The following is a 25,681-nucleotide window of genomic DNA, read 5'->3' on the forward strand; positions in this document are numbered from 1 at the left end:
GCGGTCGGCGGTGTCGATGGGGTGGGCTGGGCCGATGGCAGCGGTGGGGTCGGTGGCGCTCAGGCGAGGGACTCGGCGCGCTTCTTGAGCTCCTTGAGCGCCGTGTCGGTGATGAGCTTCTCGGCCTTGCGCTTGAGCATCCCGATCATCGGGATCTTGACGTCGACGGCGAGGTTGTAGTCGACCTGCGTGCCGCCCTCGCTCGGCGTGAGCGTGTAGGAGCCGTCGAGCGCCTTGAGCACCCCTGCGCGGACGAGCTTCCAGGAGACGAGGCCGGAGCCGTCCTCGGCGATCCCGTCCCAGTCGTACTCGAGGACGTAGGTGTCCTTGACCGCGCCGGCGTCGAGGACGTACTCGACCTGGTCGGCCCAGCCGTCGCCGTCCTCGCTGAGGATGCTGACCCGCTTCACCTGCTCGGCCCAGTCGGGGTAGGCCTCGAAGTCGGCGATGACGTCGAGCACGGCGCCCGGTTCGGCGGCGATGTGGATGGACGACGACGTGCTTTCTGTCATGGGCGCAGGTTACCCAACCGTCGCTACCTCTAGGATCGGAGTACGGCAGATGTCGCGTCTGTCGCACAACCGCTGGTGACCAGGCCCTGACGATGACGTCGATCGGTCGGCCGAAGGAGAGCACGTTGCACGAGAAGTCCACTCCCGCCCTCGCCCCCGCGACCACCGAGGGCAGCCTGGCTGACCTGCCCGCCCGCCATCGCCGCGACAACCCCGGCAAGGCCGTCTTCGCCAAGCGTGCCGGTTCCGGCTGGAGCGACGTCTCGGCCAAGGAGTTCGCCGACGAGGTCGACGCCCTCGCCAAGGGTTTCCTCGCCGCCGGCGTCACGCCCGGCAGCGCCGTCGGCATCATGTGCCGCACCCGCTACGAGTGGACCCTCACCGACTTCGCCCTCTGGACCGCCGGCGCCATCCCCGTGCCGATCTACGAGACCTCCTCGCCCGACCAGGTCGAGTGGATCCTCAAGGACTCCGACGCCGTCGGCGTCGTCCTCGAGACCGAGAAGCACAAGAGCGCCCTCGTCGGGGTGTCCGGCAACCTGCCGACGCTGGCCCACAGCTGGGTCATCGACAACGGTGACCTCGACACGCTCGCCGCGTCCGGTGCCGCCACCGACGACGCCGCCCTGGAGGCCGCACGCGCCGACGTCGACCGCAGCTCCACCGCGACGATCATCTACACGTCCGGCACGACCGGCCGCCCCAAGGGCGTCGAGCTCACCCACGGCAACTTCCTCGACCTCACCGAGAACACCGTCGAGAAGCTCAAGGAGGTCGTGAGCAGCGAAGGCGCCTCGACGCTGCTCTTCCTCCCCCTCGCCCACGTCTTCGCCCGCTTCATCGAGGTCCTCTGCGTGGCCTCCGGGGCCAAGATGGCGCACTCGGCCGACATCAAGACCCTCCTCGACGACTTCGCGAGCTACCAGCCGACCTTCATCCTCGCCGTGCCGCGCGTCTTCGAGAAGGTCTACAACTCGGCCGAGGCCAAGGCCGTCGCCGGCGGCAAGGGCAACATCTTCGCCAAGGCGGCCGAGACCGCCATCGCGTGGTCCGAGGCCAAGGAGTCCGGCTCGGTCGGCTTCGGCCTCAAGGCCAAGCACGCCGTCTTCGACAAGCTCGTCTACGGCAAGCTGCGTGACGCCATGGGCGGCAAAGTCCAGTACGCCGTCTCCGGTGGCGCCCCGCTCGGCACCCGCCTCGGCCACTTCTTCCGCGGCATCGGCGTGACGATCCTCGAGGGCTACGGCCTCACCGAGACGACCGCGCCGATCACCGTCAACCTGCCCGAGCGCCTCAAGGTCGGCACCGTCGGCCCGCCGCTCCCCGGCACCACCGTCCGGATCGCCGAGGACGGCGAGATCCTCGTCAAGGGCGTCAACGTCTTCGCGACGTACCGCAACAATCCGGATGCCTCGGCCGAAGCCATCCGCGACGGCTGGTTCCACACCGGCGACATCGGTGAGCTCGACGAGGACGGCTACCTCAAGATCACCGGCCGCAAGAAGGAGATCCTCGTGACGGCCGGCGGCAAGAACGTCGCCCCCGCCGTCCTCGAGGACCGCCTGCGCGCCCACCCCCTCGTGTCCCAGTGCATCGTCGTCGGTGACCAGAAGCCGTTCATCGCAGCGCTGCTCACCCTCGACGAGGAGATGCTGCCGATGTGGGCCGCCAACCACGGCCTCGAGGGCATCACCCCAGCCAAGGCGCGCACCGACGAGACCGTCCTCGCCGAGCTGCAGAAGGCCGTCGACGAGGCCAACAGCGCCGTCTCCAAGGCCGAGTCGATCCGCAAGTTCGCCGTACTCGAGGCCGACTTCACCGAGGAGTCGGGCCACCTGACGCCGTCGCTCAAGCTCAAGCGCAACGTCGTCATGCGCGACTTCGCGGACGAGGTCGATGCGCTCTACGGTGGCTGACCCCACCTCGCGCTCGACCTCCTCCACGCGCACCACCAGCATGACGTCGTATGCCGTCGTCCTGGCTGTGCTGTGGCTCGCCTGCCTCGGCGTCCTCCAGTGGAGCGTCGTCCGGTTCCGCGTCCCGATCGTGCTCACCCTCACGGTGGGCGCGATCGGGCTCGGTGTCTGGCTGTGGCGTCGCACCGAGATCCGTTCTGCCCCACCGTGGCTGGTCCCCGTCGTACTGCTGGCGTCGGTGGCTATCACGTGGTCGGTGCCGCTCTTCAGCTACCTGCGAGACGGCTCGCTGACGGCGGCGCTCGCCACCCTGACGGTCGTCGGGGTGGGCTGCGCCGCGCTCCTGGCGCGGCCGAGCGCGGCGCTGGCGCGGACGGCATACGGGCTCGCGGTCGTCGGCCACGTCGTCACGGCGGCGATCACCACGATCGGCGACCCGGCTCCGAAGATCGACGTCTGGGTGACGCTCCAGCAGGCGAGCGACGCGCTCGCCCGTGGCGAGAACTTCTACGACATGAGCTGGACCGACTCCCCCGGGATCCAGGACGCGTTCACCTACCTCCCGTGGACGACCGTGCTGCTCGCGCCGGGCCGGTGGCTGGGCGGCGACGTCCGGTGGGCGATCGCGTTCTGGTCGGTCGTGCTCTTCGTGGGCATCTGGGCGCTGGCCCGCCCGCGAGAGGGTGACGCCCCGAGCAGCGCCTGCGTCACCGCCTTCCGGGCCGCGGTGCCCGTCGCCGTTCTCGTCGTCGCACCCGGGACCCTCACCCAGGTCGACCAGGCGTGGACCGAGCCGCTGCTGGCTGCCGGCATCGTCTGGTGGGCCGTGCTCGTCCGTCGCGGCCACGCGTGGTGGGCCGTCGTGCCGCTGGCGCTGGTCTGCGCGAGCAAGCAGCACTTGGCCCTGCTGCTCCCGCTGCTACTCCTGTGGCGGCCGTTCGGCCCCCGTCGCGCCGTTGCGACTGGGGCGTTCACCGGGGTCCTCATCGCTCCGTGGTTCCTGGCCTCACCGTCGGACTTCGTCCACGACACCGTCACCCTGCTCGTCGGGTTCCACCCGATCCGGTTCGCCAACACCTGGTACCTCTACTTCCTCAACGAGCACGGCGTGACGCTGCCGTTCTGGGTGACGGGCCTCGTCGTGCTCGGTGCACTCGGGGTCGCGGCGGGGCTCATCCACCGCCGCCAGCCCGAGGTCGACGAGCTGCTGCGCTGGTTCGCGTTCGTGCTGCTGGCGGCCAACCTCGTCAACAAGCAGGCCTTCTACAACCAGTTCTGGCTCAGCGCCGCACTCGTCGCGGTCTCGCTCGCCGTGCCACCCCGGGAGCGCGCGGTCAGTCCTCGGAGCTCACCAGAGCCGCGATGACGTCCGGCCAGAGCCAGGGGCCGAAGTGGTTGACGCCGTCGATCGCGGTCACCTCGGGGCGGCCAGCCGGTTGAGCTCGGACAGCCACGCCTTCGTGAACGCCGCCCTGGTCGTGCCGAGCACGTCGACGAAGGCCCGGTCCATCGCCGTGTCGGCGGCGGCGGAGGAGCTCGTCACCGTGGACGCCTCGTGGAACCGTTGCAGGCTCGCCTCGCCGTGACGACGGGCGATGAGGTCCACGGCGAGCCAGGACGCGAGGTAGCTCGGTGCGATCTCGCCCTGGCTCGGGTCGAAGTCGGCCTGGGTCGGCAGACGTCGAGGACCCGCGCCGTCGCGCACCTCGGCCAGCAGCGGCGCCGCGAGGTCGGCCTTGCGCCGCCCCGACGCGGCGTAGCCCACGTGGTCGGCGTAGCCCTCGGTGAGCCACAACGGGGCAGCGCCGGCGAGCGAGCTGCGGACGGCGACGTGGGTGGACTCGTGGGTGAGGACGAACTGGCGACCCTCGGGCGTGAGCCGGGCGAAGGCGTCGGGATTGAGGACGATGCGGTCCCCCGTGGCACGGCCGTCGGCACCGACCGGGCCGTCGGTGATCGCGGCGACCTGACCGAGGTCGTCGGCCCGCCCGACCTGCTCGCGGAAGGCGGTGGCGTCGCCCGGCGCGACGACGGTCACGCGACGTGGCCACGGGCGCTTCCAGCGCTTCGACACCTCCGCGACGGCGCGGTCGGCCATCGCGGCGTATGCCGTGAGCGTCGCCTCGTCGAGGGTGCCGGTCACGGTGCTGGCGCGGCCCCGGACGGTGCGGGCTCCGGCCAGCGGGCTGGGCGACTCGGCGCCGGCCGGGGGTGAGGCGGCGAGGGTGGGCAGGGCGGTCGGGGCGGGCTGGGCGGTCTCGGGACCCGTCGGCCGGGCCACGGTGGCACTGGGCGCCGGGGTGGCTGCGTCACGGTCGCACGCGGAGGTGAGCACCAGCGCCGACGAGACCAGCGTGACGGCGAGGGCGCGACGGGCACGCGAGGTGCGCCACGGCATACGCAACGTCAGGTCGGTCGGGGGCACGGACCCATCGTGTCAAACGGCACTCAGCCGACGGCACGCCCGAGGGCGAACGGGACCCGCTGGGAGCGGACGGTCGCGGCGGACTCGGCCGTGACGAGGCCCGCGCGCACACACGCCGTGACGGCGGCCCGCTCGTCGGTGTCGAGGGGCAGGTCGCTGCCGAGCCCCATGGACTGGGGGTCGAGCAGGGCGGTGACCATGCAGTCACCGCAGTGCAGGTCGCGCACCGGACAGCGCGAGCAGACGATGGTCAGGCTGTCGTGAGTCAGGTCGTGGGTCATGTCATCACCTCTTTCATCGGGTTGCCACCACGCTAGGAGACCCCACCGACAGTGCCTCGCGACCGCCGCGCCGCACCGCCTCCGCCGGGCTGTCGGACCACGCACCTAGCCTCGCTCGCATGCGGATGGTCCAGGGCACGCTCGACGAACTGGGGACACCCCTGTCGGACGTGACCTTCGTCGTCGTCGACCTCGAGACCACCGGTGGCAGCCCGAGCGAGTGCGGCATCACCGAGATCGGTGCGGTCAGGGTGCGCGGGGGCGAGGTGCTCGGGGAGTTCCAGACCTTCGTCAACCCCGGCGAGCCGATCCCCGCCTTCATCTCGGTCCTCACCGGCATCACCGACGCGATGGTGCGCGACGCCCCCCGGGTCGAGCCGGCCCTCGTGGCGTTCCTCGAGTTCGCGGCCGGGTCCGTGCTCGTCGCCCACAACGCCGGCTTCGACATCTCCTTCCTGCGAGCGGCGTGCGCGCGCGCCGACCGCGACTGGCCGCGCTTCCCCGTCGTCGACACGGTGCACCTGGCCCGACAGCTCGTGAGCCGGGACGAGGTGCCCAACCACCGGCTGGCCTCCCTCGCCCGGCTGTTCGGCGCCTCCACGACCCCCGACCACCGTGCCCTCCACGACGCCCGGGCCACCGTCGACGTGCTCCACGGGCTCATCGCCCGCGTCGGCTCGCTCGGGGTGCACTCGCTCGAGGAGCTCAAGGCCTACTCCGCCAAGGTGCCCGCAGCCACCCGCCGCAAGCGACACCTCGCCGACGGCCTGCCCGAGGCGCCGGGGGTCTACATGTTCAAGGACGCGCAGGGGCGAGTCCTCTACGTCGGCACGTCGGTGTCGATCCGCACCCGCGTCCGCAGCTACTTCACGGCGTCCGAGCAGCGACGCCGCATGGCCGAGATGGTCCGCATCGCCGAGTCGGTGACCCCGGTCGTCTGTGCGACGGCGCTCGAGGCCGAGGTGCGCGAGCTGAGGCTCATCGCCGAGCACAAGCCGCGCTACAACCGCCGGTCAAGACACCCCGAGCGCACCTGGTGGGTCAAGCTCACGGTCGAGCCCTTCCCCCGGCTGTCGATCGTGCGCCACGTCGCCGACGACGGCACCCGCTACATCGGGCCGTTCGCGTCGCGCGGGTCCGCCGACGACGCAGTGGCCGGCGTCCACGAGGTCCTCCCGCTGCGCCAGTGCCTCGAGCGGCTGTCGGCCACGAAGCCCCGCTCCGCGTGCGCCCTAGCCGACATGGGTCGGTGCGGTGCCCCCTGCACGGGAGCCCAGAGCGTCGAGGAGTACGCCGCCGTCGTCGCCGAGGCGGTCGAGCTCCTCGCCGGCGACGCCCGCCGGGCCGTCTCCACCTGGCGCGAGCGGATGGACCGGCTCGCCGAGCAGGAGCGCTTCGAGGACGCCGGGGTGGTGCGCGACCGGATGATCAGCCTCGTGCGTGGCGCCTCCCGCGCCCAGCGGCTCGACCCGCTCGCACGCACCGCCGAGCTCGTGGCCGCACGGCGCAGCGAGACCGGCGGTTGGGAGGTCATGTGCATCCGGCACGGTCGCCTCGCCGGGAGCACGGTGGCACCTCGCGGAGCCGACCCGATGCCCTACGTCGAGGCGCTCCGAGCCAGCGCCGAGGTCGTGCCGGCCTCGCTCTCCCCCGCCACGGCGGCGACGCCCGAGGAGAGCGAGCGGATCCTGCGCTGGCTCGACGCGCCCGGAGTGCGCCTCGTCGACATCGACGGCGAGTGGACCTGCCCGGTCGGCGGCGCCACGGGGGTGCGCCACGAGCTCGAGCCGGTCGAGACGTCCCGTCGCCTCGCCGCGGGCTTCCGGTCGGCCTAGGCTCGCTCGCGTCGTCGGCGGTGGCATGACGCCACCGCGCTCTCGAAGCCGAGGAGTGGTGTGAGTGTCCTATCCCCCGCGTCTCTACACGGGTGAGTCCGGCGAGAGGTCGGCCTGGGTGAACCCCCTCCATGTCCCTCCCGGTGGGCTGCACGGCTTCCGCAACGAGGACGGACCGGCCACGATGCTCCTGCACTTCGCCCCCGGTGCGCCGCGGGAGCCGTACTTCGAGGGTCTGGCGCAGGGGGGCGGGGTCGCGGCGATGGCCGACGACGAGCGCGAGGAGTTCATGGCCGCGCACGACAACTTCTGGGTCGAGGAGTGAGCCGACTACGCTGCGAGACGTGATCACAGCCATCGTTCTCATCACTGCCGACGTCGACCGGATCCCCGAGGTGGCCCAGGAGGTCGCCGAGCTCGACGGCGTGAGCGAGGTCTACTCGGTCGCCGGTGACGCCGACCTCATCGCCATGGTGCGCGTGCGCCAGCACGACGAGCTCGCGAGCGTCATCGCCGACCGGCTCAACAAGGTCAAGGGCGTCACCGGGACGGCCACCCACATCGCCTTCCAGACCTACTCGAAGCACGACCTCGAGGCGGCCTTCAGCCTCGGTCTCGAGTAGACCCCCGAACCCGGCAAACCCGAGCCGGGTATGCCGTCCCGAGCCGCATCGGGGCGGCGCGGGAGCGCTGGCCCGGCCGGCGACCCATCCGCTCAGGCGGACGCGCTCAGGCGGACGCGGCCTCGCGACTGGCCGTGACCCAGCGGTCGAGCTGGGCCGCAGCGTCACCCGAGTCGATCGCCCGGGCTGCGGCGGCGATGCCGAGCCGGATGGCCTCGTGGATGTCGGCATCGGAGAGGCCGTCGGCGCCGGCCGCAACGGCCAGGGCAGTCCCCGCGTTGAGGAGGACGGCGTCGCGGGCGGGGCCCTGCTCGCCGGCGAACACGCGACGAGCCACCTCGGCGTTCTCGTCGGCCAGTCCGCCCTTGATGCTGTCGATGGTCCCGACGTCGAGCCCGACGTCGGACGGGTGCACCGAGATCTCGGTCAGCGCGTCGTCGCGCACCCACAGGAGGGTGGTCGGGCCGGCGATCGACATCTCGTCGAGCCCCTCGTCACCGCGGAAGACCGCCGCCGTCGTCCCCCGGTCCGCGAAGACCCCAGCGATGACCGAGAGGAAACGGGCGTCCGCGACGCCGACCGCGGCATACGTCGGCTGTGCGGGGTTGGTCAGCGGGCCCAGAAGGTTGAACGCCGTGGCGACCCCGAGCTCGGCGCGCGCCGGCCCGGCGAAGCGCATCGAGGGGTGGAAGGTCTGCGCGAAGCAGAAGGTGATCCCCGCGTCGAGCGCGACCTGGCGCACCTGCTCGGGGGTAAGGGTGAGGTTGACCCCGAGGGACTCGAGGACGTCTGCGGAGCCGGACTTGGAGGAGGCCGCGCGGTTGCCGTGCTTGACGACGCGCAGGCCGGTCGACGCGATGACGACCGACGACATGGTGGAGATGTTCACGGTCCCGAAGCGGTCGCCGCCCGTGCCGACGATGTCGATGCTCTCGCCCGGCACGTCGATCCGACGGGCGTGCTCGAGCATGACGTCGGCAAGCCCGCGGACCTCGGCCACGGACTCGACCTTCGAGCGCAGGGCGATGAGGAAGCCGGCTACCTGGGCGACGCTCGCCTCGCCGCTCATGATCTGGTCCATCGCCCAGCGCGACTGCTCGAGCGAGAGGTCCTCGCGGGCCAGGAGCCGGGTCAGCAGGTCGGGCCAGGTCGGGCCCGGAGGGACCGTGGCCCCCACGTCAGCGGGCCGAGCTGCGCCGGCGTGCGAGGCCGGCGATCGCCTCGGCCACCTTGATCGGGTCGAGCGGGTGCGGCACGGCGTCGTCGGCGAGCGACCACGCGGCGAGCCAGCCGTCCTGGGGGCGACCGGTGAGCACGAGGACGGGCGGGCAGTCGTAGATCTCGTTCTTGAGCTCGCGGCACAGGCCCAGGCCACCGTTCTTGGCCGCCTCACCGTCGAGGACGACGACGTCCCAGCCGCCGGCGTCGAGCGCCTCGGTCACGGCGAACGCCGTCGCGCACTCGAGCCATCGGGTGACCTCGACGTCGCGCGCGGGGCGCCGGCCGGCGGCGGCGCGCACGGCGTCGCGCGTGGTGATGTCGTCGCTGTAGAGGAGGACCGCCACCTGGTGGACTTCGGCACCTGAAGTGGGGGCCGTCCCCGCCGTCGCGAGGTGGTCCGCGTGGGGGGCCGCGTGCGCTGAGGTCATGCCCCTCATCCTAGCCACGCGCCAATTGTGGACCGGACACCACCAAAGCCGGGGTCGGTGCAGCGCTCGACAGGGTTTGACGACATAATGACGCTCGTGGCGACTGCAGAAGCAACGACTCGAGTGTCCGGTCCGGTTCCCAGCATCCCGGACTACGGTCCGGCGACCCGTCCCAACATGGTTGCGGTCGGGACGATGGTCTGGCTCGCGAGTGAGCTGATGTTCTTCGCAGCCCTCTTCGCGTTCTACTTCTCCCTCCGGGGCAACCTCCCCGACCTCTGGGACGAGCGCGCAGCGCAGCTCAACGTGCCCTTCGCCTTCGCCAACACGATCGTGCTCGTCGTCTCCTCGGTGTGGTGCCAGCTCGGCGTCTGGAAGGCCGAGGCAGGGCAGGTCGCGCGCACCGGCTCGCTCCTCGCCGTCAAGGAGTGGGGCATGCGTGAGTGGTACGTCCTCACCTACGTCTTCGGCTCGATCTTCATCGCGGGCCAGGTCTACGAGTACGCCCACCTCGTCCACGAGGGCATCACGCTGAGCACCGACTCCTACGCGTCGATCTTCTACCTCGCGACCGGCTTCCACGGCATGCACGTCACCGGCGGCCTCATCGCCTTCCTCCTCATCATCGGGCGGACCTTCACGACCCGCCGCTACACCCACCTGCAGGAGACGGGCGCCGTCGTCACCTCGTACTACTGGCACTTCGTCGACGTCGTGTGGATCGCGCTCTTCGCGATGATCTACCTGCTGAAGTGAGGTGTCTCCCCTGCCGACTAGCCTGACCTGCTCCCCCGGACCACACATCCCCGAGACCCCGACAGGACCCACGCCGTGAACGCACTGGCCGCCCGCCGCCGCCACCCGGCAGCGATCGCCATCCTGCTCATGCTCGGCCTCCTCGTGACCGGCTTCGCCTATGCCGCGGTCGCGCCGCAGCCGGCGAAGGCCGAGACGAGCTCGGCCGAGGACGTCGACGCCGGCAAGCAGCTCTTCCAGGCCAACTGCGCGTCCTGCCACGGCGTCAACGCCGAGGGACGTGCGACCGGCAACGGCGACAAGATCGCCGGACCCGCGCTCGCCGGAGTCGGCGCCGCGGCCGTGGACTTCCAGATGGGCACGGGTCGCATGCCGATGCGCGCACCCGCGGTCCAGGCGCCTCGCGGCGAGGTGCAGTTCAGCCAGGAGGAGATCGACCAGGTCGGCGCCTACATCGCGTCCCTGGCCCCCGGTCCGGCCGTCCCGTCCGAGGAGGACGTCGACGCGTCCCAGGGCGACCCGGCCAAGGGTGGCGAGCTCTTCCGCGTCAACTGCGCCATGTGCCACAACTTCGCCGGGTCCGGCGGAGCCCTGACCCGCGGCAAGTACGCGCCCTCGCTCATGGGTGTCGAGTCCAAGCACATCTACGAGGCCATGGAGACCGGCCCGCAGTCCATGCCGGTCTTCAACGACGGCAACATCGCCCCCGAGGACAAGCGCGACATCATCGCCTTCCTCAAGTCCATCGAGGAGGCTCCCCAGCAGGGCGGGCACGCCCTCGGTTCCCTGGGCCCGGTGACGGAGGGCTGGTTCGCCTGGTTCTTCGGTCTGGGCCTGCTCGTCGCTGCCGCCGTCTGGCTCGGGCAGAAGTCCGCCTGAGCCATGCCGGCCACCGCTTCCCACTCTCCGTCGACAGGATCGATCATCCGATGAACGAGCAGGACAGCCACCCCACCGGAGGCGAGGTCACCCCCACGGGTGAGTTCGGCTCCAGTGCAGTTCGCCTCGACCAGGGGCACGTCGTCGGAGACGGCGGCATCCCTGCGCGCTTCCAGAACCCGGGGTTCGAGCCCCACGCCGTGCGTGGCGCGGACCTCGACGAGGCCGCCGCCAAGCGCGCCGAGCGCATCGTCGGCGGGCTCTTCGTCATGTCGATCCTCGGCACGCTCGGCTTCATCGTCGCGTACTTCGCGATCGACTCCGAGGCGACCGTGTTCGTCCCCGGCACCGGTCGGACCAACGCGGTCCACGTCGTCCTCGGCATCTGCATGGCGCTGTCGCTGCTCGGCATCGGGCTCGGCGCGGTCCAGTGGGCCAAGACGCTCATGAACGACCACGAGGAGGTCGAGATGCGGCACCCGCAGCGCTCGGCCGACGAGGACCGCAAGAAGTTCGTGCAGATCCTCTCCGACGGCGACGAGAACGCGCAGCTGTCGCGCCGCCCCCTCATCAAGTACGCCCTCGGTGGCGCCCTCGGTCTCTTCGCGGTCCCGGTCGTCCTGCCGCTCATCGGCGGACTCGGTCCGATGCCCGGGGACGACCTCTCGGTGAGCTTCTGGAACGGTGAGCAGGAGGAGGACGGCAAGTACCCCAACGAGCCGCTGCGCCTCATGCGCGACCCGCAGAACACACCCATCAAGGCCAGCGAGGTCACGATCGGGTCGGTCTTCCACGTCATGCCCGAGGGCCTGCTCGACCTCGAGGAGCACATCCTCGAGGCGAAGGCCAAGGCTGCCGTCATCGTCATGCGTCTCGACCCTGACGACATCAAGTCCCAGAAGGAGAAGGACTGGGGCCACCAGGGCATCGTCGCCTACTCCAAGATCTGCACCCACGTCGGTTGCCCCGTCGGTCTGTACGAGCAGCAGACCCACCACCTGTTGTGCCCCTGCCACCAGTCGACGTTCGACGTGACGCAGGACTGCAAGGTGATCTTCGGCCCGGCCAAGCGGCCTCTTCCCCAGCTGCCGATCACCGTCGATGATGAGGGCTACCTCATCTCCAAGGGCCCGTTCAAGGAAGCCCCTGGGCCGAGTTTCTGGGAGCGTGGTTCCGCATGAGCACCGACACCTTTCCTGCCGGCCGCCCCGCCGACCGTCTGCGTGACGGTGACGAGGACGTGACCCCCGCTCCCAGCGCCGTCGCGCGCAAGGTCGGAGGTGTCGCGGGCTGGATCGACGACCGGACCAACGGAGCCAAGGGCGTCAACTACCTCCTGCGCAAGGTCTTCCCGCACCACTGGTCGTTCATGCTGGGCGAGATCGCGATGTACTCGCTCATCATCTGCCTGCTCTCCGGCGCGCTCCTCACGATCTGGTTCGTGCCGAGCGCCGGCCACACGATCTACGACGGCTCCTACGTCCCCCTGCGTGGACAGCAGATGTCGGAGGCCTACGCGTCCACGCTCGACATCTCGTTCGACATCAAGGGCGGCCTGCTCATCCGCCAGATCCACCACTGGGCCGCACTGATGTTCCTCGTCGGCCTGACGGTGCACATGTTCCGGGTCTACTTCACCGGCGCCTTCCGCAAGCCGCGCGAGCTCAACTGGGTCATCGGCACCGTCATGGCCCTGCTGGCCGCCATCGAGGGCTTCGCCGGGTACTCGCTCCCCGACGACCTCCTCTCCGGCACCGGTATCCGCGCCATGGAGGGCTTCGTCCAGACGGCACCGGTCATCGGCTCCTACCTCGCCTACGCGATCTTCGGCGGCCCCTTCCCGGGTGAGGCGATCATCCCCCGCCTGTATGCCGCGCACGTCCTGCTCATCCCGGCGATCCTCGTCGGCTTGTTCGTGGCGCACGTCGTGCTCGTCGCCGTCCACAAGCACACCCAGTACCCCGGTCCCGGCCGGACCAACGACAACGTCGTCGGTCACCGCGTCATGCCGGTGTATGCCGCCACCGCGGGTGGGTTCTTCTTCATCGTCTTCGGCATCATCACGGCGATCTCGGCCCTGTTCACGATCAACCCGATCTGGGCCTACGGTCCCTACGACCCGTCGCCGGTGACCGCCGGTTCGCAGCCCGACTGGTACATGGGCGCCTACGACGGGGCCCTGCGCCTCCTGCCGGGCTGGCTCGAGTTCAGCGCCCTCGGCTTCACCATGTCGCTCAACATCGCACTCGGGGCGCTCGTGCTCCTCCCGCTGGTCTACATCGTCCTGGGCGCCTACCCATTCGTCGAACGTTGGGTCACCGGTGACGACCGTGAGCACCACCTGCTCGACCGGCCGCGCAACAACCCCACGCGCACCGGCATCGGCATGGCCGGCATCGTCGCCTACTCGATCTTCATGTTCGCCGCGGGCAACGACATCATCGCCATCAAGCTCGGCATGTCGATCAACGACATCACCTGGGTGTTCCGGATCGGGCTCTTCGTCCTCCCGCCGCTGGCCTTCTGGGTCACCAAGCGGATCTGCCTGAGCCTGCAGCGCCGTGACCGCGACCTCGCACTGCACTCCCGCGAGTCGGGCCGGATCATCCGCGGCGCTGACGGCTCGTTCCACGAGCGGCACGACGAGCTCTCGGACCACGATCGCTGGATCCTCGTCCAGCACGAGCCGGTGGCACCCCTCCAGCTCGAGCCCGAGTACGACGAGAACGGCGTGGCGCGTCCCGCGGCCCGCAAGGACCGCCTGCGTGCCAAGCTCTCGCACTTCTACTTCAAGGACGCGGTCAACCCGGTCACGCCGGCCGAGCTGGCGGCGGCCCACCACGACGGCCACCACGCGGAGGCTCTCGAAGCGCCCTTCGACTACGAGGGCATCGAAGGCGACGGCGACGGCGACGGTGGCAGGGGCGGCTTGGGTGCCGACACCGATGCCGGTCGCGGCATCGGCAGCGCCAGCCGGCTCAGGGAGTGACCCCTCCCCTCGGCCGCTGAACTCAGGCCGACTCATCGAAGCGGCCCTCCGGACCTCGTCCGGAGGGCCGCTTCGTGTCTGCGGTGAGCTCGCCCGGTGGGGCGCGCGGGACGAGCTGGCCGAGACAGCTCATCGGACTGCCCGACAGGCGGCCCGGCGGCGTCGCAGGCTGGGGCGTGGCGTGACAGGGTTGGGCCGTGGATCCCATTGCGCCCGAGGAGTTCGAGTCGATCGTCGAGGAGGCTCTCGACGACGTGCCCGAAGAGCTCATGGCCATGCTCGACAACGTCGTCTTCCTCGTCGAGGACGAGCCTCCCGCCGATGACCCGGACCTCCTCGGCGTCTACGATGGAATCCCCCTGACCGAGCGCGACGCGGGGTGGGGCCTGGGCAACCTTCCCGACCGGATCACGCTGTTCAGGGGGCCGCTCACGCGGATGTGCGACGACCTCGAGGACCTGCGCGAGGAGATCGCCGTGACCGTGGTGCACGAGATCGCCCACCACTTCGGCATCGACGACGCGGCGCTGCACGACCTCGGCTGGGGCTGACGAGGGTGAGTGAGGCACGCGACCGACGTCTTCTGGCGTGGATGGGGGCAGGGCTTCTCGCGGGCGGGATGCCCGTCCACGAGGTCGAGGAGGACGTCCGCGACCTCGCCTCGTCCCTCGGACACCCCAGCGCCCAGATCGCCTGCTCCCCGACGGGACTGATGGTCTCCCTGCGATCCGGTGAGCCGGCGACCTTCGAGCAGGTGGACGGCGGCCTGCGCCTCGACCAGCTGGCCGACGTCCTTGCCCTTCGATCCGGACTGAGCTCCGGGCGGAGCACCCCCGACGACGCGCTGGACCAGCTGGCCCGCCTTCGCGCCCAACCGCACCGCTACCGGACCTCGGGCTTCGTCGGCGGGGGCGTGCTCTCCGGGATCGGGATCGGGCTCATCCTGGCTCCGGCGCTCGCGTCGTTCCTCTTCACCGTCGTGGTGGCCCCGCTGACTCCCCTGTTCCTGCTGCTCGCCGGCCGAGGTCGAGCGCTGCGCACCCTCACGCCGTTCCTGGCGGGCTTCGCCGTGGCCCTGCTGGCCTTCCTCGCCGCGGGTCAGGGCTGGCTGGACGCACCGCTGCGCACGCTCGTCGCACCGATCGCCGTGCTGCTTCCCGGTGCGCTGATCGTCACCGGGCTGACCGAGCTCGCCGCCGGCGCCATGGTGGCGGGGAGCTCGCGCCTGGCCTTCGGCCTGGTGCAGCTGCTCCTCTTCGTCCTGGGCGTCGGGGCGGCCCTCGCCCTCGTGGGCGGACCTGACGGCCTGCTGGAGACGACGTCACCCGCGAATCTTCGATGGTGGGCTCCGTTGGTCGGACTGGCGGTCGTCACCATCGCGATCGCCCTGCTGGAGTCCGTCCCGGTGCGCCAGCTGCCGTGGCTGGGCGGTGCGATCCTGGCGACCTTCACCGCACAGTCCCTGACGCTGACGCTCGTCGACGAGCGCTGGGCCGGCGCCTTCGTCGGCGGGGCCGTGGCCGCGCTGGCGTCGACGCTGTTGGAGTACGTCCGGCCGGAGCTGCCGCGGATGGTGGCCTTCCTCCCGAGCTTCTGGCTGCTCGTCCCGGGTTCACTGGGCCTGATCTCGCTGGCCCAGTTCGAGGTCGGTCCGGGGGAGGCGGCGATTGCCCTCGTGGACGTCGTGGCGGTGGTCGCCGCCATCGCCCTCGGCGTCATTGTCGGAGCGGCCCTGGCCGCTCCGCTGCGTCAGCTCGCGCGTCGGCTGGGGCTTCCCCACCTGAGACGTCTGATGAGCACCCGACGCCTGACGAGGTGAGCACTCCGTCCCAGAACGACGGGACCGGCCTGCGTCGTCAGACGCGGCCGGTCCCGTCGTTCTGCTGCAGACCCGAGGGTCAGAGGGCGTGCGGGCCCCTCCAGTACTCGAAGACCCAGCCGATGAGCGCGGGGACGGCGAAGAACGCACCCACCGCCACGATCCACCAGCCGACCGCGAGCCCGAGGAAGATGAGCGCCGAGGTCAGCGCCAGGAAGAGCGGCCACCAGCTGTGCGGGCTGAAGAAGCCGTAGTCACCCGCGATGTCGCTGATCTCGCCGAGCGGGTCGTCCTCCGGAGGGACGCCCTCGAGCTTGCGACGGGTGATGTTGAGGTAGCCGCCGATCATGAAGCCGAGGAGCGCACCGAGCGTCAGCCCGACGACGCCGACGGGTTCGGTCCACCCGTTCCAGACGCCGTAGATGACCGCCATGGATGCGGCGAACACCCCGAGGAGGTAGCCGATCCGTTCCATCGCCAGCATGGGTCAGTGCTCCTGCTTCTTCGTCGAGGACATCGCTTCGTCGCCGAGGTCGGCCGGGCCCATGGCCCGCACCAGACCGCTGCGCTCATAGCCAGCAGGCGCGGCCTCGGGGTGGTTGAGGTCGAACGCCGGGCGCTCGGAGCGGATCCGCGGGATCGAGTTGAAGTTGTGCCGCGGCGGCGGGCAGGACGTCGCCCACTCCAGTGAGGCGCCGTAGCCCCACGGGTCGTCGGTCTCGACGAGCGGCGCGTAGCGCCACGTCTTCCAGACGTTGTAGAAGAAGGGGATCATCGAGGCGCCGAGAAGGAAGGCACCAGCGGTCGAGATCTGGTTGGCGACGGTGAAGCCGTCCTCGGGGAGGTAGTCGGCGTAGCGGCGCGGCATACCCCAGATGCCCAGCAGGTGCTGGATGAGGAAGGTCGTGTGGAAGCCGATGAACAGCATCCAGAAGTGGACCTTGCCGAGCTTCTCGTCGAGCATCCGACCGGTGAGCTTGGGCCACCAGAAGTAGAACCCGCCGAACATCGCGAACACGACCGTCCCGAAAACGACGTAGTGGAAGTGCGCCACGACGAAGTAGCTGTCGGTGAGGTGGAAGTCCAGGGCCGGGCTGGCGAGGATGACGCCGGTGAGCCCGCCGAAGAGGAAGGTCACGAGGAAGCCGATGGCCCAGAGCATCGGGGTCTCGAAGGTGACCTTGCCGCCCCACATCGTGCCGATCCAGTTGAAGAACTTCACGCCCGTGGGCACCGCGATGAGCATCGTCATGATCGCGAAGAACGGGAGCAGGACCTGGCCAGTGCCGTACATGTGGTGGGCCCAGACCGAGACCGAGAGGGCCGCGATGGCGATCGTCGCGTAGACGAGCGTCTTGTAGCCGAAGATCGGCTTGCGCGAGAACACCGGGAGGATCTCGGAGATGATCCCGAAGAACGGCAGCGCGATGACGTAGACCTCGGGGTGGCCGAAGAACCAGAAGATGTGCTGCCACAGCATCACGCCCCCGCTGTCGGGGTCGAAGATGTGCGCGCCGAACCGGCGGTCGGCGCCGAGCGCGAAGAGCGCGGCGGCCAGGGCCGGGAAGATGAGGAGCACGAGGATCGAGGTGATGAGCACGGTCCACACGAAGATCGGCATCCGGAACATCGTCATGCCGGGGGCGCGCATCGTCAGGATGGTCGTGATGAAGTTGACCGACCCGAGGATCGTGCCGAAGCCGGCGAGCGCGAGACCGAAGACCCAGAGGTCGCCGCCCATGCCCGGGCTGTAGGACGCGTCCGACAGCGGCGTGTAGGCGAACCAGCCGAAGGCTGCGGCTCCACCCGGGGTGAGGAAGCCGCCGGCGGCGATGAGGCCACCGAAGAGGTAGAGCCAGTAGGCGAACATGTTGAGCCGCGGGAACGACACGTCGGGCGCGCCGATCTGCAGCGGCATGAGCGCGTTGGCGAACGCCGCGAACAGGGGCGTCGCGAAGAGCAGCAGCATGATCGTGCCGTGCATGGTGAAGAGCTGGTTGAACTGGTCGGGGTTGTCCACGACCTGCATGCCCGGCTGCATGAGCTCGGCCCGGATGATGAGCGCCATGAGGCCACCCATGAGGAACCAGGCGAACGAGGTGATGAAGTAGAGGTTGCCGATGACCTTGTGGTCGGTCGTCGTGGCCCACTTGACGACGGTGGCCCCCGGGGACACCCGCGGGTGACGGACGGCCTCTCGCCCACGAAGCATCGTGCGGGATTCGGTTGCGGCGCTCATCTGGTCAGTTCCTCAGTTCCTCGGGCAGCTTCTGCTGCTCGCCCGGCACGAGATCCTCGCGGTTCAGGTCGGTCCCGAGCATTCCGGTCTGACCCCGCGACTTCAGGTCGGCCATGTGCGCGTCGAACTCGGCGCGGGGGACGACCTTGACGTTGAACAGCATCTGGGAGTGGTAGGCACCGCAGAGCTCGGCGCACTTGCCCTTGAAGGTGCCCTCCTCGGTCGGCACGACCTGGAACTTGTTGACCTTGCCCGGGATCATGTCGAGCTTCTGGAGGAACTGCGGCACCCAGAAGGAGTGGATGACGTCGCGGGAGGTGAGCACGAACTCGGTGCGCTCACCGACCGGGAGGTACATCGTCGGGATGGTCTCCTCGGCGCCGGGCGTGCCCGTCAGGATCGCCTGCGTGCCGACCTCGTGGACGTCGTCCTCGACGTAGTTGAAGTCCCAGGACCACTGCTTGCCGACGACGTTGACCGTGACCGCGGGGTCCTCGCTGGTATCGAGCAGCGTGGTCTGGTCACGCGCGGTGTAGAAGAAGAAGACGGCGATCATGAAGATCGGGACGATCGTGTAGAGGATCTCGAGCGGCACGTTGTAGCGCAGCTGCACCGGAAGCTCGTTGTCGTCGCGGCGTCGTCGGTAGGCCACGACGCACCACCCGATGAGGCCCCAGACGAGCGCCCCCACGACGAAGAGGGCGATCCAGGCGCCGATCCAGAGGTCGCGCACGCGCTCGGAGTTCTCGGTCACTCCGCTGGGGAGGTAGCCGTCCTTGAACTCACCCAGCTCGCATCCGCTGAGCGCCACCATCGCACCCACGGCCACAGCGGCCCACAGGGCCACTCGGCGACCGCGTGAGCGGGGGTTGAAGTGGTCGTGCTGAGGCACCGTGGCACCCTCCTGCGTCGTCTGCTGGAACACGAGGAAACACTAGTGCATGGTGCGGAGCTTCGAAGGGACGGGTGGAGTTACGGTCGAGGCGTGCTGGACGCCCTCCGCAGCCCTCTGCACCCTGCTGCCCGAGAGACCCTCCTCGCCGCTCTCGACGCCGGCTGGGCCGATCCCCGGCGCCTCCACCGGGAGGGACGCCGGGCCCGCCACCTCCTCGACCGGGCCCGCGAGAGCCTCGCCGCGTCGCTCGGCACCCGACCCGACGAGCTGTCCTTCCACCCGAGTGGCTCCCACGCGCTGCGCGTCGGGGTCGCGGGGCTGCAGCACGCCCGACGGCGCGCCGCCACGCGGATCGTCACCTCCGCGGTCGACCGGGCGGTGCTCATCCAGGAGGCCCTCGAGGCCGACCCGGACGGCACCCTCCTCCCGGTCGACCGCCTGGGCCGGGTCGACCCCGAGTCCCTGTCGATCGCCCTTCGGCCGGACGCCCCCGGCGACGCCCCGGTTGCCCTCGTCGCGCTCCAGCACGCCAACGCCGAGGTCGGGACGATCCAGCCGGTCACCGCGCTGCACGACGTGTGCCGGGCCGCGTCCGTCCCCCTCCTCGTCGACGGCACAGCCTCCCTCGGGCGCGTCGAGACGCCAGACGAATGGGACGTCCTCGTCGGCGACGCCTCGACGGTCGCCGGTCCCCCGCTGGGTGTCGTGGCCGTCCGCACGGGGACGCGGTTCGGCCTGCCGGGACCCCGCTGGGAGCCGGAGCACGGCCGCGAGGTCGAGGACCCCTGGGTGCCACTGGCCCTCGCCGCTGCCGAGGCGTGGCAGCAGTCGGTCCACGCACGCGACGAGGAGGCGATCTCGGCCCGCGCCCTCACCGACCGCATCCGGGCCGCGGCAGCCGCCGTCCCCGACGTCGAGGTGGTGGGCGACCCCGACGACCGGCTGCCCCACGTCGTGACCTTCAGCGTGCTCTACGTGGACGGCGAGAGCATCGTCGAGGCGCTCGACGAGCGCGGGGTCGTCGTGGCGTCCGGGTCGGCCTGCACCTCCAGCCGGCTCGAGCCCAGCCATGTCCTCAGGGCCATGGGAGTGCTCACGCACGGCAACGTCCGCGTCACCCTTCCGCTCGCCGCCGTCCGGCCCGATCGCGCCGACGACGTCGAGGCGCTGTGCCGCGAGCTCCCGGCCGTGGTGTCCGGCCTCAGGGACAGGCTTGGGGTGAGCGACCTGTGAGCCCACAGGTCGGGCCCGAGCCCACCATCTCCCCTGGACCGGGTCCTGACCTCGACGCGCGTGGGCTCACGTGCCCGCTGCCCGTCATCCGGCTCGCCCGCCTCGCCCGCGACCTGCCCGCCGGCAGCACCCTCCACGTGCTCGCCGACGACCCGGCCGCTGAGGCCGACATCCCGGCGTGGGCCCGGATGCGCGGCCACACGGTGGCACTCGAACGACGAGGTGGGCACACGGCATACGTCGTCGTCCTCGGCTGACCGTCAGCCGAAGTCGAGGTCGGGAGCCGTCAACGCCTCACCCAGCGCCTCGAGGTAGCGCCGGCGTGGCCACTCGACGACGCCCAGGCGTTCGAGGTGCTCGGTGCTCCACTGCACGTCGATGATGCGTCGCTCGTCCCCGTCCGCGCCGACGATGTCGACGAGGGCCGCCAGGGCCACCTTGGAGGCGTCACGCACCGAGTGGAACATCGACTCCCCCGCGAAGAGCCCACCGATCGCGATGCCGTAGAGGCCGCCCACGAGCTCCCCGTCGCGCCAGGTCTCGATGCTGTGCGCCCAGCCGAGCCGGTGCATCTCGGTGTATGCCGTGACGACCTCGTCCGTGATCCAGCGCCCCTCCCGCTCGGGGTCGGCGCAGCGCCGCATGACGTCGGAGAACGCCGTGTCGACGCGGACCTCGAAGCGCGCCCTCGACTTGGTGAGCGATCGCCGCTCGCGGAAGTCCCCGGGGAGGAGGACGCCGCGCGGCTCCGGTGACCACCACCCGATCGGCCGCGTGCCGTGGTCGCCCAGGCCCATCGGGAACAGTCCGGCCCGGTAGGCGGACAGCAGGGTGCCGGGAGCCAGGTCGGCACCTGCCGCCACGAGGTCCTCACCCTCGGTGGGCCGCAGGTGGCCCAGGGCCCACTCGCTCGGGGGCGGCTCGGTCGGGGGGAACGGGACGGTCACGGCCGTGCGGTCAGGGCCTCGCGCACGTGATGTGCGGCTCGACGTCGGCGGCCGACTCGTCTCCGTAGGACTGGGCGAGGCGGTCGAGGAACGCGGACGTGTCGAGGACGTACTCCTGGGTCCCGACCGTCTCGAGGACGTAGGTCGCGAGGAGCGAGCCGATCTCGGCGCAGCGGCGGTACTCGAGCCCTGCGGAGAGCCCGGTGAGGAAGCCCGCACGGAACCCGTCGCCGACACCGGTGGGGTCGGCCCGGCGGGTCTCGCGCGCGATGGGCACCTCGATCGGGTCCTCGCCGCGGGTGACGATGACGGCGCCGTCCTTGCCCTTGGTGATGACGCGCGTCGTCACCTGGGCCGCGATGTCGTCGGCGCTCCAGCCGGTCTTCTGCTCGGTGAGGTGCGCCTCGTACTCGTTGGTGAAGAGGTAGTCCGCACCCTCGATGAGCTTGCGGATGAAGGGTCCGTCGGCGAACGCCAGCTGCTGCGACGGGTCGGCGACGAAGGTGAGTCCGCGCGTCCGGCACTCGTCGGTGTGGCGCAGCATGGCCTCGGGGTCGTTGGCGCCGACGAGGACGAGGTCGAGGCCGCTCTCGGCGATCGGTCCGAGCTCGATGAGCCTGGCCTCGCTCATCGCGCCGGCGTAGAACGTCGCCATCTGGGCCATGTCGTCGTCGGTCGTGCAGACGAACCTGGCCGTGTGCCGCGAGTCGGAGATGTGGACGTGGTTGCAGTCCACGCCGTGACGGGTCAGCCAGCTGCGGTAGTCGCCGAAGTCCTCCCCGGCGGCGCCGACGAGGAGCGGCCGCTGGCCGAGTGCGGCCATGCCGAAGCAGATGTTGCCTGCCACTCCCCCGCGCCGGATCTCGAGCGTGTCCGCGAGGAACGACACCGAGATCTTGTCGAGCTGCTCGACGACGAGGGAGTCGGCGAACCGGCCGCGGAAGGTCATGAGGTGGTCGGTCGCGATGGACCCGGTGACTGCGATGCGCACGTCGGCAACCTACCCCGTCGCAGTCACCACGCCCCCATCCCGGCTGCGGCGCAGGCTGCGCCTCACGGCTGCGGCTCGCGGCTGCGGCTCGCGGCTGCGCCACTCCGCAGTCGCAAGTACTTGACATTGCACAGTACTGGCCATCACAGTGAACCCATGACGGCCCACGACCCGCAGATGCTCAAGGGAGTCCTCGGGCTCCTCCTCATGAGCGTGCTGTCGACCGGCGACAACTACGGCTACGGCCTCGTCACGCAGCTTCGGGCAGCCGGGTTCGAGGACCTCGCCGAGGGCAGCGTCTACCCCGGCCTGACCCGGCTGGAGTCAGCGGGCCTCCTCGAGTCCCACCTCGTCCGCAGCGACTCGGGGCCCGCCCGCAAGTACTACCGCCTCACCGCTGCCGGCCACACCGAGCTCCGTACCCGGCGCACGGCGTGGGAGCACCTCGTCCAGTCCGTGCACACGGCGACCGCCACCACGCTTCGTCCAGGGGAGAACGCATGAACACCATCGACCGGCTCCGGATCGAGTCCGCCATCCTGCGCTACGACTTCTGGCTCGAGATGCGTGGCGTGGGCGGGTCTCGTCGCAGGGACCTGCGCCGAGAACTCCGCGCCAACCTCACCGAGGCCGGTGCCGACGTGGGCACGACCGCGGCCCTCTTCGGCATCGGCTCCCCCAAGGAGCTCGCGTATGCCGCGACCGACGCCGACCCGTCCCGTCCGAGGTGGTCTCAGGGCCTCATGTGGGCGGCGGGGACCCTCCTGGTCCTCCTGGTCTGGCTGGCGATCACGAGCCTCAACCTCGTCCAGGCGGTGGAGGCCACGGGATCGACGCAGGCGGTCGACGTGAGCCCCTTCCCGTGGTTCGGCACGACCTTCACGGTCCAGTCCTCCCCCGGCGTCCTCGAAGCGAGCATCTCGCCGCTGTGGCAGCTGCTCGCCGGCCCGATGCTCGCGTTCCTCCTCGTCGCCCAGCCGTGGCGGCTCCTGCGTCGTCGACGGCCAGCCGCCCTGACCGGGGCGCCGACCGCCGGCGGCGGGCGCGCCTGACCCGGTCCGCGACCCGAGCGGGACCAGGCGTCGCGGGTCTTGTCTGCGGCAGCATCGACCCAGCAGAGTGCAGGGCATGGACACTCCCCGCTGGCAGGACGCCGACTTCACGGGCCTGAGGGCCATCGTCTTCAACTGCACGCTCAAACGCTCGCCCGAGAAGAGCCACACGCAGGGGCTCATCGACGTGAGCACCGCGATCATGGAGAAGCACGGGGTCGAGGTTGAGGTGCTGCGCCCCGTCGACCACGACATCGCCACCGGCGTCTACCCCGACATGACCGAGCACGGCTGGGAGAGCGACGCCTGGCCCGAGATCTGGGAGCGGGTCCTTGCCAGCGACATCATCGTCATCGCCGGCCCGATCTGGCTCGGGGACAACTCGAGCGTCACCAAGCAGGTCATCGAGCGCCTCTACGCCATGAGCGGCCTGACCAACGACCGGGGCCAGTACATCTACTACGGCAAGGTCGGCGGGGTGATCATCACCGGCAACGAGGACGGCATCAAGCACTGCGCGTCCAACGTCCTCTACAGCCTGCAGCACCTCGGCTGCTCGATCCCGCCGAACGCCGACGCCGGCTGGATCGGCGAGGCAGGGCCGGGCCCGTCCTACCTCGACGAGGGCAGCGGTGGTCCGGAGAACGAGTTCACCCAGCGCAACACGACCTTCATGACGTGGAACCTCATGCACCTCGCGTGGCTGCTCAAGGAGCAGGGTGGCTTCCCTCCCGGCGGCAACGAGCGGGTCAAGTGGGACCAGGGCGCGAACTTCGACCACCCGAACCCCGAGTACCGCTGAGGCGAGGCGGCTGCACCCCGGTGCGGGACGGCATACGGCGAAGGGCCCCTCACCGCCGTGGTGAGGGGCCCTTCGGTATGCCGTGGTGTCGACTCAGCTGAACGAGTCGCCGCAGGCGCAGGAGCTGCCCGCGTTGGGGTTGTCGATGGTGAAGCCCTGCTTCTCGATGGTGTCGGAGAAGTCGATCGTGGCCCCCTCGAGGTAGGGACCGCTCATCCGGTCGACGACGACCTCGACACCGTCGAAGTCGCGGACCAGGTCACCGTCGAGCGAGCGCTCGTCGAAGTAGAGCTGGTAGATGAGGCCGGAGCAGCCACCGGGCTGCACGCCCACGCGCAGGCGGAGGTCGTCACGACCCTCCTGCTCGAGGAGCGACCGGACCTTGCCGGCAGCCAGGTCGGTGAGGAGGACGCCGTGGGCCGGGGCCTCGGCGGCCGTGTCGGCGGACGTCTCAGTCTTGGTGTCGAGCTCGCTCATGGGTGACTCCTGTGATGCGTCGGGGCTCGGGTGGTCTGTGGTCCTGCACGAGGTCGCAACTGCCGGCGACCGCGATCTGTTCCCGAACGTCACCTCAGGATACGTCCACCGGGCGACATCACCGACCAGCGGACCACGTTCTGGCCACCCGAGCCGCCCTGGCGCGCAGGGTTCCGACCGGGTCGAGCAGGGCCGCGTCGAGCTGTTCGGGGGTCTCGGCGACGGCATACGTGCCGCTGATCCCGAGCCCCATCGTCTCGCGACGGCCCACGAGGACCTGCCCCGCGAGGACGACGGTGGGCAGGCCGGCCTCGAGCGCGGCCTCGGCGACGCCGGACGCGACCTTGCCGTGCAGGCTCTGCCAGTCGAAGGTGCCCTCACCGGTGATGACGAGGTCGCTCCCCCGCACGACGTCGTGGAAGCCCACCGACTCGAGGACGAGCTGGACACCGCTCACGCGTCGCCCACCGAGCAGGAGCAGGGCGTAGCCCAGGCCTCCGGCGGCACCGGCCCCCGGCTCGCGCTCGAGCCGGCGCGGGGCGCCCGACAGCAGGTCCAAGGGTTCGGGGAGGGTGCGGGCGACGATCTCGGTGAAGCGGCCGAGGGCACCCTCGAGCTCCTGGGCGACCTCGGGCGTGGCTCCCTTCTGGGGTCCGAAGACGGCGCTCGCGCCCTTGAAGCCGAGCAGCGGGTTGTCGACGTCGGTCGCGATGACGAGGTCGACCTCTCGGAGCTGCTCGCGGACCGCCAGCAGACCGGAGAGCGCGTCGTCGGGCGCCGTCGCGAGGGCGCGGCCACCGCGCGCGAGGTCGTGCGCGGGACCCGCACCGAGGGCGGCCAGCAGGCCCGCACCGGCGTCGTTGGTGCCGCTGCCCCCGAGCCCGACGACGACCCGGTCGGGCTTCTCCTCGAGGGCGGCCAGCAGGAGCTCACCGACCCCCCACGTGCTCGTGAGGGCCGGGTTGCGCTCGTCCGCGGCCAGCAGGTGCAGGCCTGCGGCCTGGGCGGACTCGACGTATGCCGTCCGCCCGCCGTCGCGCTCGACGACGAGGACCGCTCCGGGCACCTCGCGGCCGAGCGGGTCGCTCACCGTGACGGCGACGGTGTCACCCTCCAGCGAGCGGCCTAGCACGTCGATGAAGCCGGGACCGCCGTCGGAGAGCGGGAGCAGGGTCAGCGCGTCCCGTGGTGCGGTGTCGTGCCAGCCGGCGGCCATCGCCTCGGCCGCCTGGGTCGCGGTGAGGGTTCCGGTGAAGCAGTCCGGGGCGATGACGACGTGCACGGCACGCACGGTATCGGGTCCGTGCGGGTCGGTGGAACGGCCGAGGGCCGGCCACCGTGTCGGTGACCGGCCCTCGGGC

28 protein-coding genes are annotated in these 25,681 nt (G+C 70.6%); 16 read left to right on the forward strand and 12 right to left on the reverse strand.

Features of this window, described 5'->3' with window-relative positions; translation table 11 throughout:
* Nucleotides 1-59 precede the first annotated feature (59 nt).
* A complete protein-coding gene (locus LL946_RS18310) occupies nucleotides 60-512 on the reverse strand; it encodes an SRPBCC family protein (RefSeq protein ID WP_404383269.1) in 453 nt (150 codons plus the stop codon).
* 125 nt (nucleotides 513-637) lie between these two features.
* Here LL946_RS18310 and LL946_RS18315 point away from each other — a divergent pair, with 125 nt between their 5' ends.
* Both LL946_RS18315 and LL946_RS18320 read left to right on the forward strand, forming a co-directional pair.
* The gene (locus LL946_RS18315; protein WP_404386947.1) at nucleotides 638-2,428 is read left to right on the forward strand and encodes an AMP-dependent synthetase/ligase; all 1,791 of its coding nucleotides are present in this window, start codon (nucleotides 638-640) and stop codon (nucleotides 2,426-2,428) included.
* The gene (locus LL946_RS18320; RefSeq protein WP_404383271.1) at nucleotides 2,421-3,794 is read left to right on the forward strand and encodes a hypothetical protein; all 1,374 of its coding nucleotides are present in this window, start codon (nucleotides 2,421-2,423) and stop codon (nucleotides 3,792-3,794) included. Before LL946_RS18315 ends, LL946_RS18320 begins: the two co-directional genes overlap by 8 nt.
* Nucleotides 3,795-3,842: 48 nt before the next feature.
* Here the strand turns inward: LL946_RS18320 and LL946_RS18325 are convergent, their stop codons facing one another.
* Nucleotides 3,843-4,853, reverse strand: a complete 1,011-nt coding sequence (locus LL946_RS18325) for a hypothetical protein (RefSeq protein ID WP_404383273.1) — start codon at nucleotides 4,851-4,853, stop codon at nucleotides 3,843-3,845.
* Between the two features lie 23 nt (nucleotides 4,854-4,876).
* Nucleotides 4,877-5,134: a hypothetical protein gene (locus LL946_RS18330; RefSeq protein WP_404383275.1), complete on the reverse strand. Its 258-nt coding sequence runs from the start codon at nucleotides 5,132-5,134 to the stop codon at nucleotides 4,877-4,879.
* A gap of 119 nt (nucleotides 5,135-5,253) precedes the next feature.
* Here LL946_RS18330 and LL946_RS18335 point away from each other — a divergent pair, with 119 nt between their 5' ends.
* From LL946_RS18335 to LL946_RS18345, 3 genes are all read left to right on the forward strand, one after another.
* On the forward strand, nucleotides 5,254-6,969 hold the full coding sequence (locus LL946_RS18335) for a DEDD exonuclease domain-containing protein (protein WP_404383277.1): 1,716 nt from the start codon (nucleotides 5,254-5,256) through the stop codon (nucleotides 6,967-6,969).
* 64 nt (nucleotides 6,970-7,033) lie between these two features.
* Nucleotides 7,034-7,294 carry a hypothetical protein gene (locus LL946_RS18340; protein ID WP_404383279.1) on the forward strand — a complete coding sequence of 87 codons (261 nt, stop codon included), beginning with the start codon at nucleotides 7,034-7,036 and terminating at the stop codon, nucleotides 7,292-7,294.
* 19 nt (nucleotides 7,295-7,313) lie between these two features.
* A complete protein-coding gene (locus LL946_RS18345) occupies nucleotides 7,314-7,592 on the forward strand; it encodes an Lrp/AsnC family transcriptional regulator (protein WP_404383281.1) in 279 nt (92 codons plus the stop codon).
* A gap of 106 nt (nucleotides 7,593-7,698) precedes the next feature.
* Here LL946_RS18345 and trpD read toward each other — a convergent pair whose 3' ends face one another.
* Entirely contained in the window at nucleotides 7,699-8,769 is a 1,071-nt protein-coding gene (gene trpD, locus LL946_RS18350) for an anthranilate phosphoribosyltransferase (RefSeq protein WP_404383283.1), read from the reverse strand.
* 1 nt (nucleotide 8,770) lies between these two features.
* Nucleotides 8,771-9,241: a hypothetical protein gene (locus LL946_RS18355; RefSeq protein ID WP_404383285.1), complete on the reverse strand. Its 471-nt coding sequence runs from the start codon at nucleotides 9,239-9,241 to the stop codon at nucleotides 8,771-8,773.
* A gap of 87 nt (nucleotides 9,242-9,328) precedes the next feature.
* Between LL946_RS18355 and LL946_RS18360 the strand changes: the two genes are divergently transcribed.
* From LL946_RS18360 to LL946_RS18385, 6 genes are all read left to right on the forward strand, one after another.
* Nucleotides 9,329-9,997: a heme-copper oxidase subunit III gene (locus LL946_RS18360; protein WP_404383287.1), complete on the forward strand. Its 669-nt coding sequence runs from the start codon at nucleotides 9,329-9,331 to the stop codon at nucleotides 9,995-9,997.
* A gap of 75 nt (nucleotides 9,998-10,072) precedes the next feature.
* Nucleotides 10,073-10,876: a c-type cytochrome gene (locus tag LL946_RS18365; RefSeq protein WP_404383289.1), complete on the forward strand. Its 804-nt coding sequence runs from the start codon at nucleotides 10,073-10,075 to the stop codon at nucleotides 10,874-10,876.
* Nucleotides 10,877-10,926: 50 nt separating this feature from the next.
* A complete protein-coding gene (locus LL946_RS18370; RefSeq protein ID WP_404383291.1) occupies nucleotides 10,927-12,057 on the forward strand; it encodes a Rieske 2Fe-2S domain-containing protein in 1,131 nt (376 codons plus the stop codon).
* Nucleotides 12,054-13,865 (forward strand): cytochrome bc complex cytochrome b subunit, encoded by a 1,812-nt coding sequence (locus tag LL946_RS18375; protein ID WP_404383293.1) that lies wholly within the window; start codon nucleotides 12,054-12,056, stop codon nucleotides 13,863-13,865. Before LL946_RS18370 ends, LL946_RS18375 begins: the two co-directional genes overlap by 4 nt.
* A gap of 197 nt (nucleotides 13,866-14,062) precedes the next feature.
* A complete protein-coding gene (locus tag LL946_RS18380) occupies nucleotides 14,063-14,416 on the forward strand; it encodes a metallopeptidase family protein (protein ID WP_404383295.1) in 354 nt (117 codons plus the stop codon).
* 5 nt (nucleotides 14,417-14,421) lie between these two features.
* A complete protein-coding gene (locus tag LL946_RS18385; protein WP_404383297.1) occupies nucleotides 14,422-15,684 on the forward strand; it encodes a threonine/serine exporter ThrE family protein in 1,263 nt (420 codons plus the stop codon).
* A gap of 79 nt (nucleotides 15,685-15,763) precedes the next feature.
* Here LL946_RS18385 and LL946_RS18390 read toward each other — a convergent pair whose 3' ends face one another.
* The 3 genes from LL946_RS18390 to coxB are packed head-to-tail and all read right to left on the reverse strand — an operon-like array spanning nucleotide 15,764 to nucleotide 18,848.
* Nucleotides 15,764-16,168, reverse strand: coding sequence for a cytochrome c oxidase subunit 4 (locus LL946_RS18390; protein ID WP_404383299.1), 405 nt, complete (start codon nucleotides 16,166-16,168; stop codon nucleotides 15,764-15,766).
* A 3-nt stretch (nucleotides 16,169-16,171) separates the two neighbouring features.
* Entirely contained in the window at nucleotides 16,172-17,896 is a 1,725-nt protein-coding gene (gene ctaD / locus LL946_RS18395; RefSeq protein ID WP_404386949.1) for a cytochrome c oxidase subunit I, read from the reverse strand.
* 31 nt (nucleotides 17,897-17,927) lie between these two features.
* Nucleotides 17,928-18,848, reverse strand: a complete 921-nt coding sequence (gene coxB / locus LL946_RS18400; RefSeq protein WP_404383301.1) for a cytochrome c oxidase subunit II — start codon at nucleotides 18,846-18,848, stop codon at nucleotides 17,928-17,930.
* Between the two features lie 60 nt (nucleotides 18,849-18,908).
* Between coxB and LL946_RS18405 the strand changes: the two genes are divergently transcribed.
* Nucleotides 18,909-20,051, forward strand: coding sequence for a cysteine desulfurase family protein (locus LL946_RS18405; protein ID WP_404383303.1), 1,143 nt, complete (start codon nucleotides 18,909-18,911; stop codon nucleotides 20,049-20,051).
* Entirely contained in the window at nucleotides 20,048-20,308 is a 261-nt protein-coding gene (locus LL946_RS18410) for a sulfurtransferase TusA family protein (protein ID WP_404383305.1), read from the forward strand. The genes LL946_RS18405 and LL946_RS18410 overlap by 4 nt, the downstream gene beginning before the upstream one ends.
* A 3-nt stretch (nucleotides 20,309-20,311) precedes the next feature.
* Here LL946_RS18410 and aat read toward each other — a convergent pair whose 3' ends face one another.
* Both aat and LL946_RS18420 read right to left on the reverse strand, forming a co-directional pair.
* Nucleotides 20,312-20,998 (reverse strand): leucyl/phenylalanyl-tRNA--protein transferase, encoded by a 687-nt coding sequence (aat, locus tag LL946_RS18415; RefSeq protein WP_404383307.1) that lies wholly within the window; start codon nucleotides 20,996-20,998, stop codon nucleotides 20,312-20,314.
* A 10-nt stretch (nucleotides 20,999-21,008) separates the two neighbouring features.
* A complete protein-coding gene (locus LL946_RS18420; RefSeq protein WP_404383309.1) occupies nucleotides 21,009-21,989 on the reverse strand; it encodes a carbohydrate kinase family protein in 981 nt (326 codons plus the stop codon).
* Nucleotides 21,990-22,145: 156 nt separating this feature from the next.
* On the opposite strand from LL946_RS18420, the gene LL946_RS18425 reads away from it, so the two are divergent.
* The 3 genes from LL946_RS18425 (at nucleotide 22,146) to LL946_RS18435 (ending at nucleotide 23,843) form a co-directional block, all read left to right on the forward strand.
* Nucleotides 22,146-22,493, forward strand: coding sequence for a PadR family transcriptional regulator (locus tag LL946_RS18425; protein ID WP_404383311.1), 348 nt, complete (start codon nucleotides 22,146-22,148; stop codon nucleotides 22,491-22,493).
* Nucleotides 22,490-23,041 carry a hypothetical protein gene (locus LL946_RS18430; protein WP_404383313.1) on the forward strand — a complete coding sequence of 184 codons (552 nt, stop codon included), beginning with the start codon at nucleotides 22,490-22,492 and terminating at the stop codon, nucleotides 23,039-23,041. Before LL946_RS18425 ends, LL946_RS18430 begins: the two co-directional genes overlap by 4 nt.
* A gap of 76 nt (nucleotides 23,042-23,117) precedes the next feature.
* The gene (locus LL946_RS18435) at nucleotides 23,118-23,843 is read left to right on the forward strand and encodes a flavodoxin family protein (RefSeq protein WP_404383315.1); all 726 of its coding nucleotides are present in this window, start codon (nucleotides 23,118-23,120) and stop codon (nucleotides 23,841-23,843) included.
* A gap of 93 nt (nucleotides 23,844-23,936) precedes the next feature.
* Here the strand turns inward: LL946_RS18435 and LL946_RS18440 are convergent, their stop codons facing one another.
* A complete protein-coding gene (locus tag LL946_RS18440) occupies nucleotides 23,937-24,320 on the reverse strand; it encodes a HesB/IscA family protein (RefSeq protein ID WP_404383317.1) in 384 nt (127 codons plus the stop codon).
* Between the two features lie 118 nt (nucleotides 24,321-24,438).
* Entirely contained in the window at nucleotides 24,439-25,602 is a 1,164-nt protein-coding gene (locus LL946_RS18445; RefSeq protein ID WP_404383319.1) for a glycerate kinase, read from the reverse strand.
* Between the last annotated feature and the right edge of the window lie 79 nt (nucleotides 25,603-25,681).

The organism is Knoellia locipacati (assembly GCF_044791685.1).
GTDB classification, from domain to species: domain Bacteria; phylum Actinomycetota; class Actinomycetes; order Actinomycetales; family Dermatophilaceae; genus Knoellia; species Knoellia locipacati_A.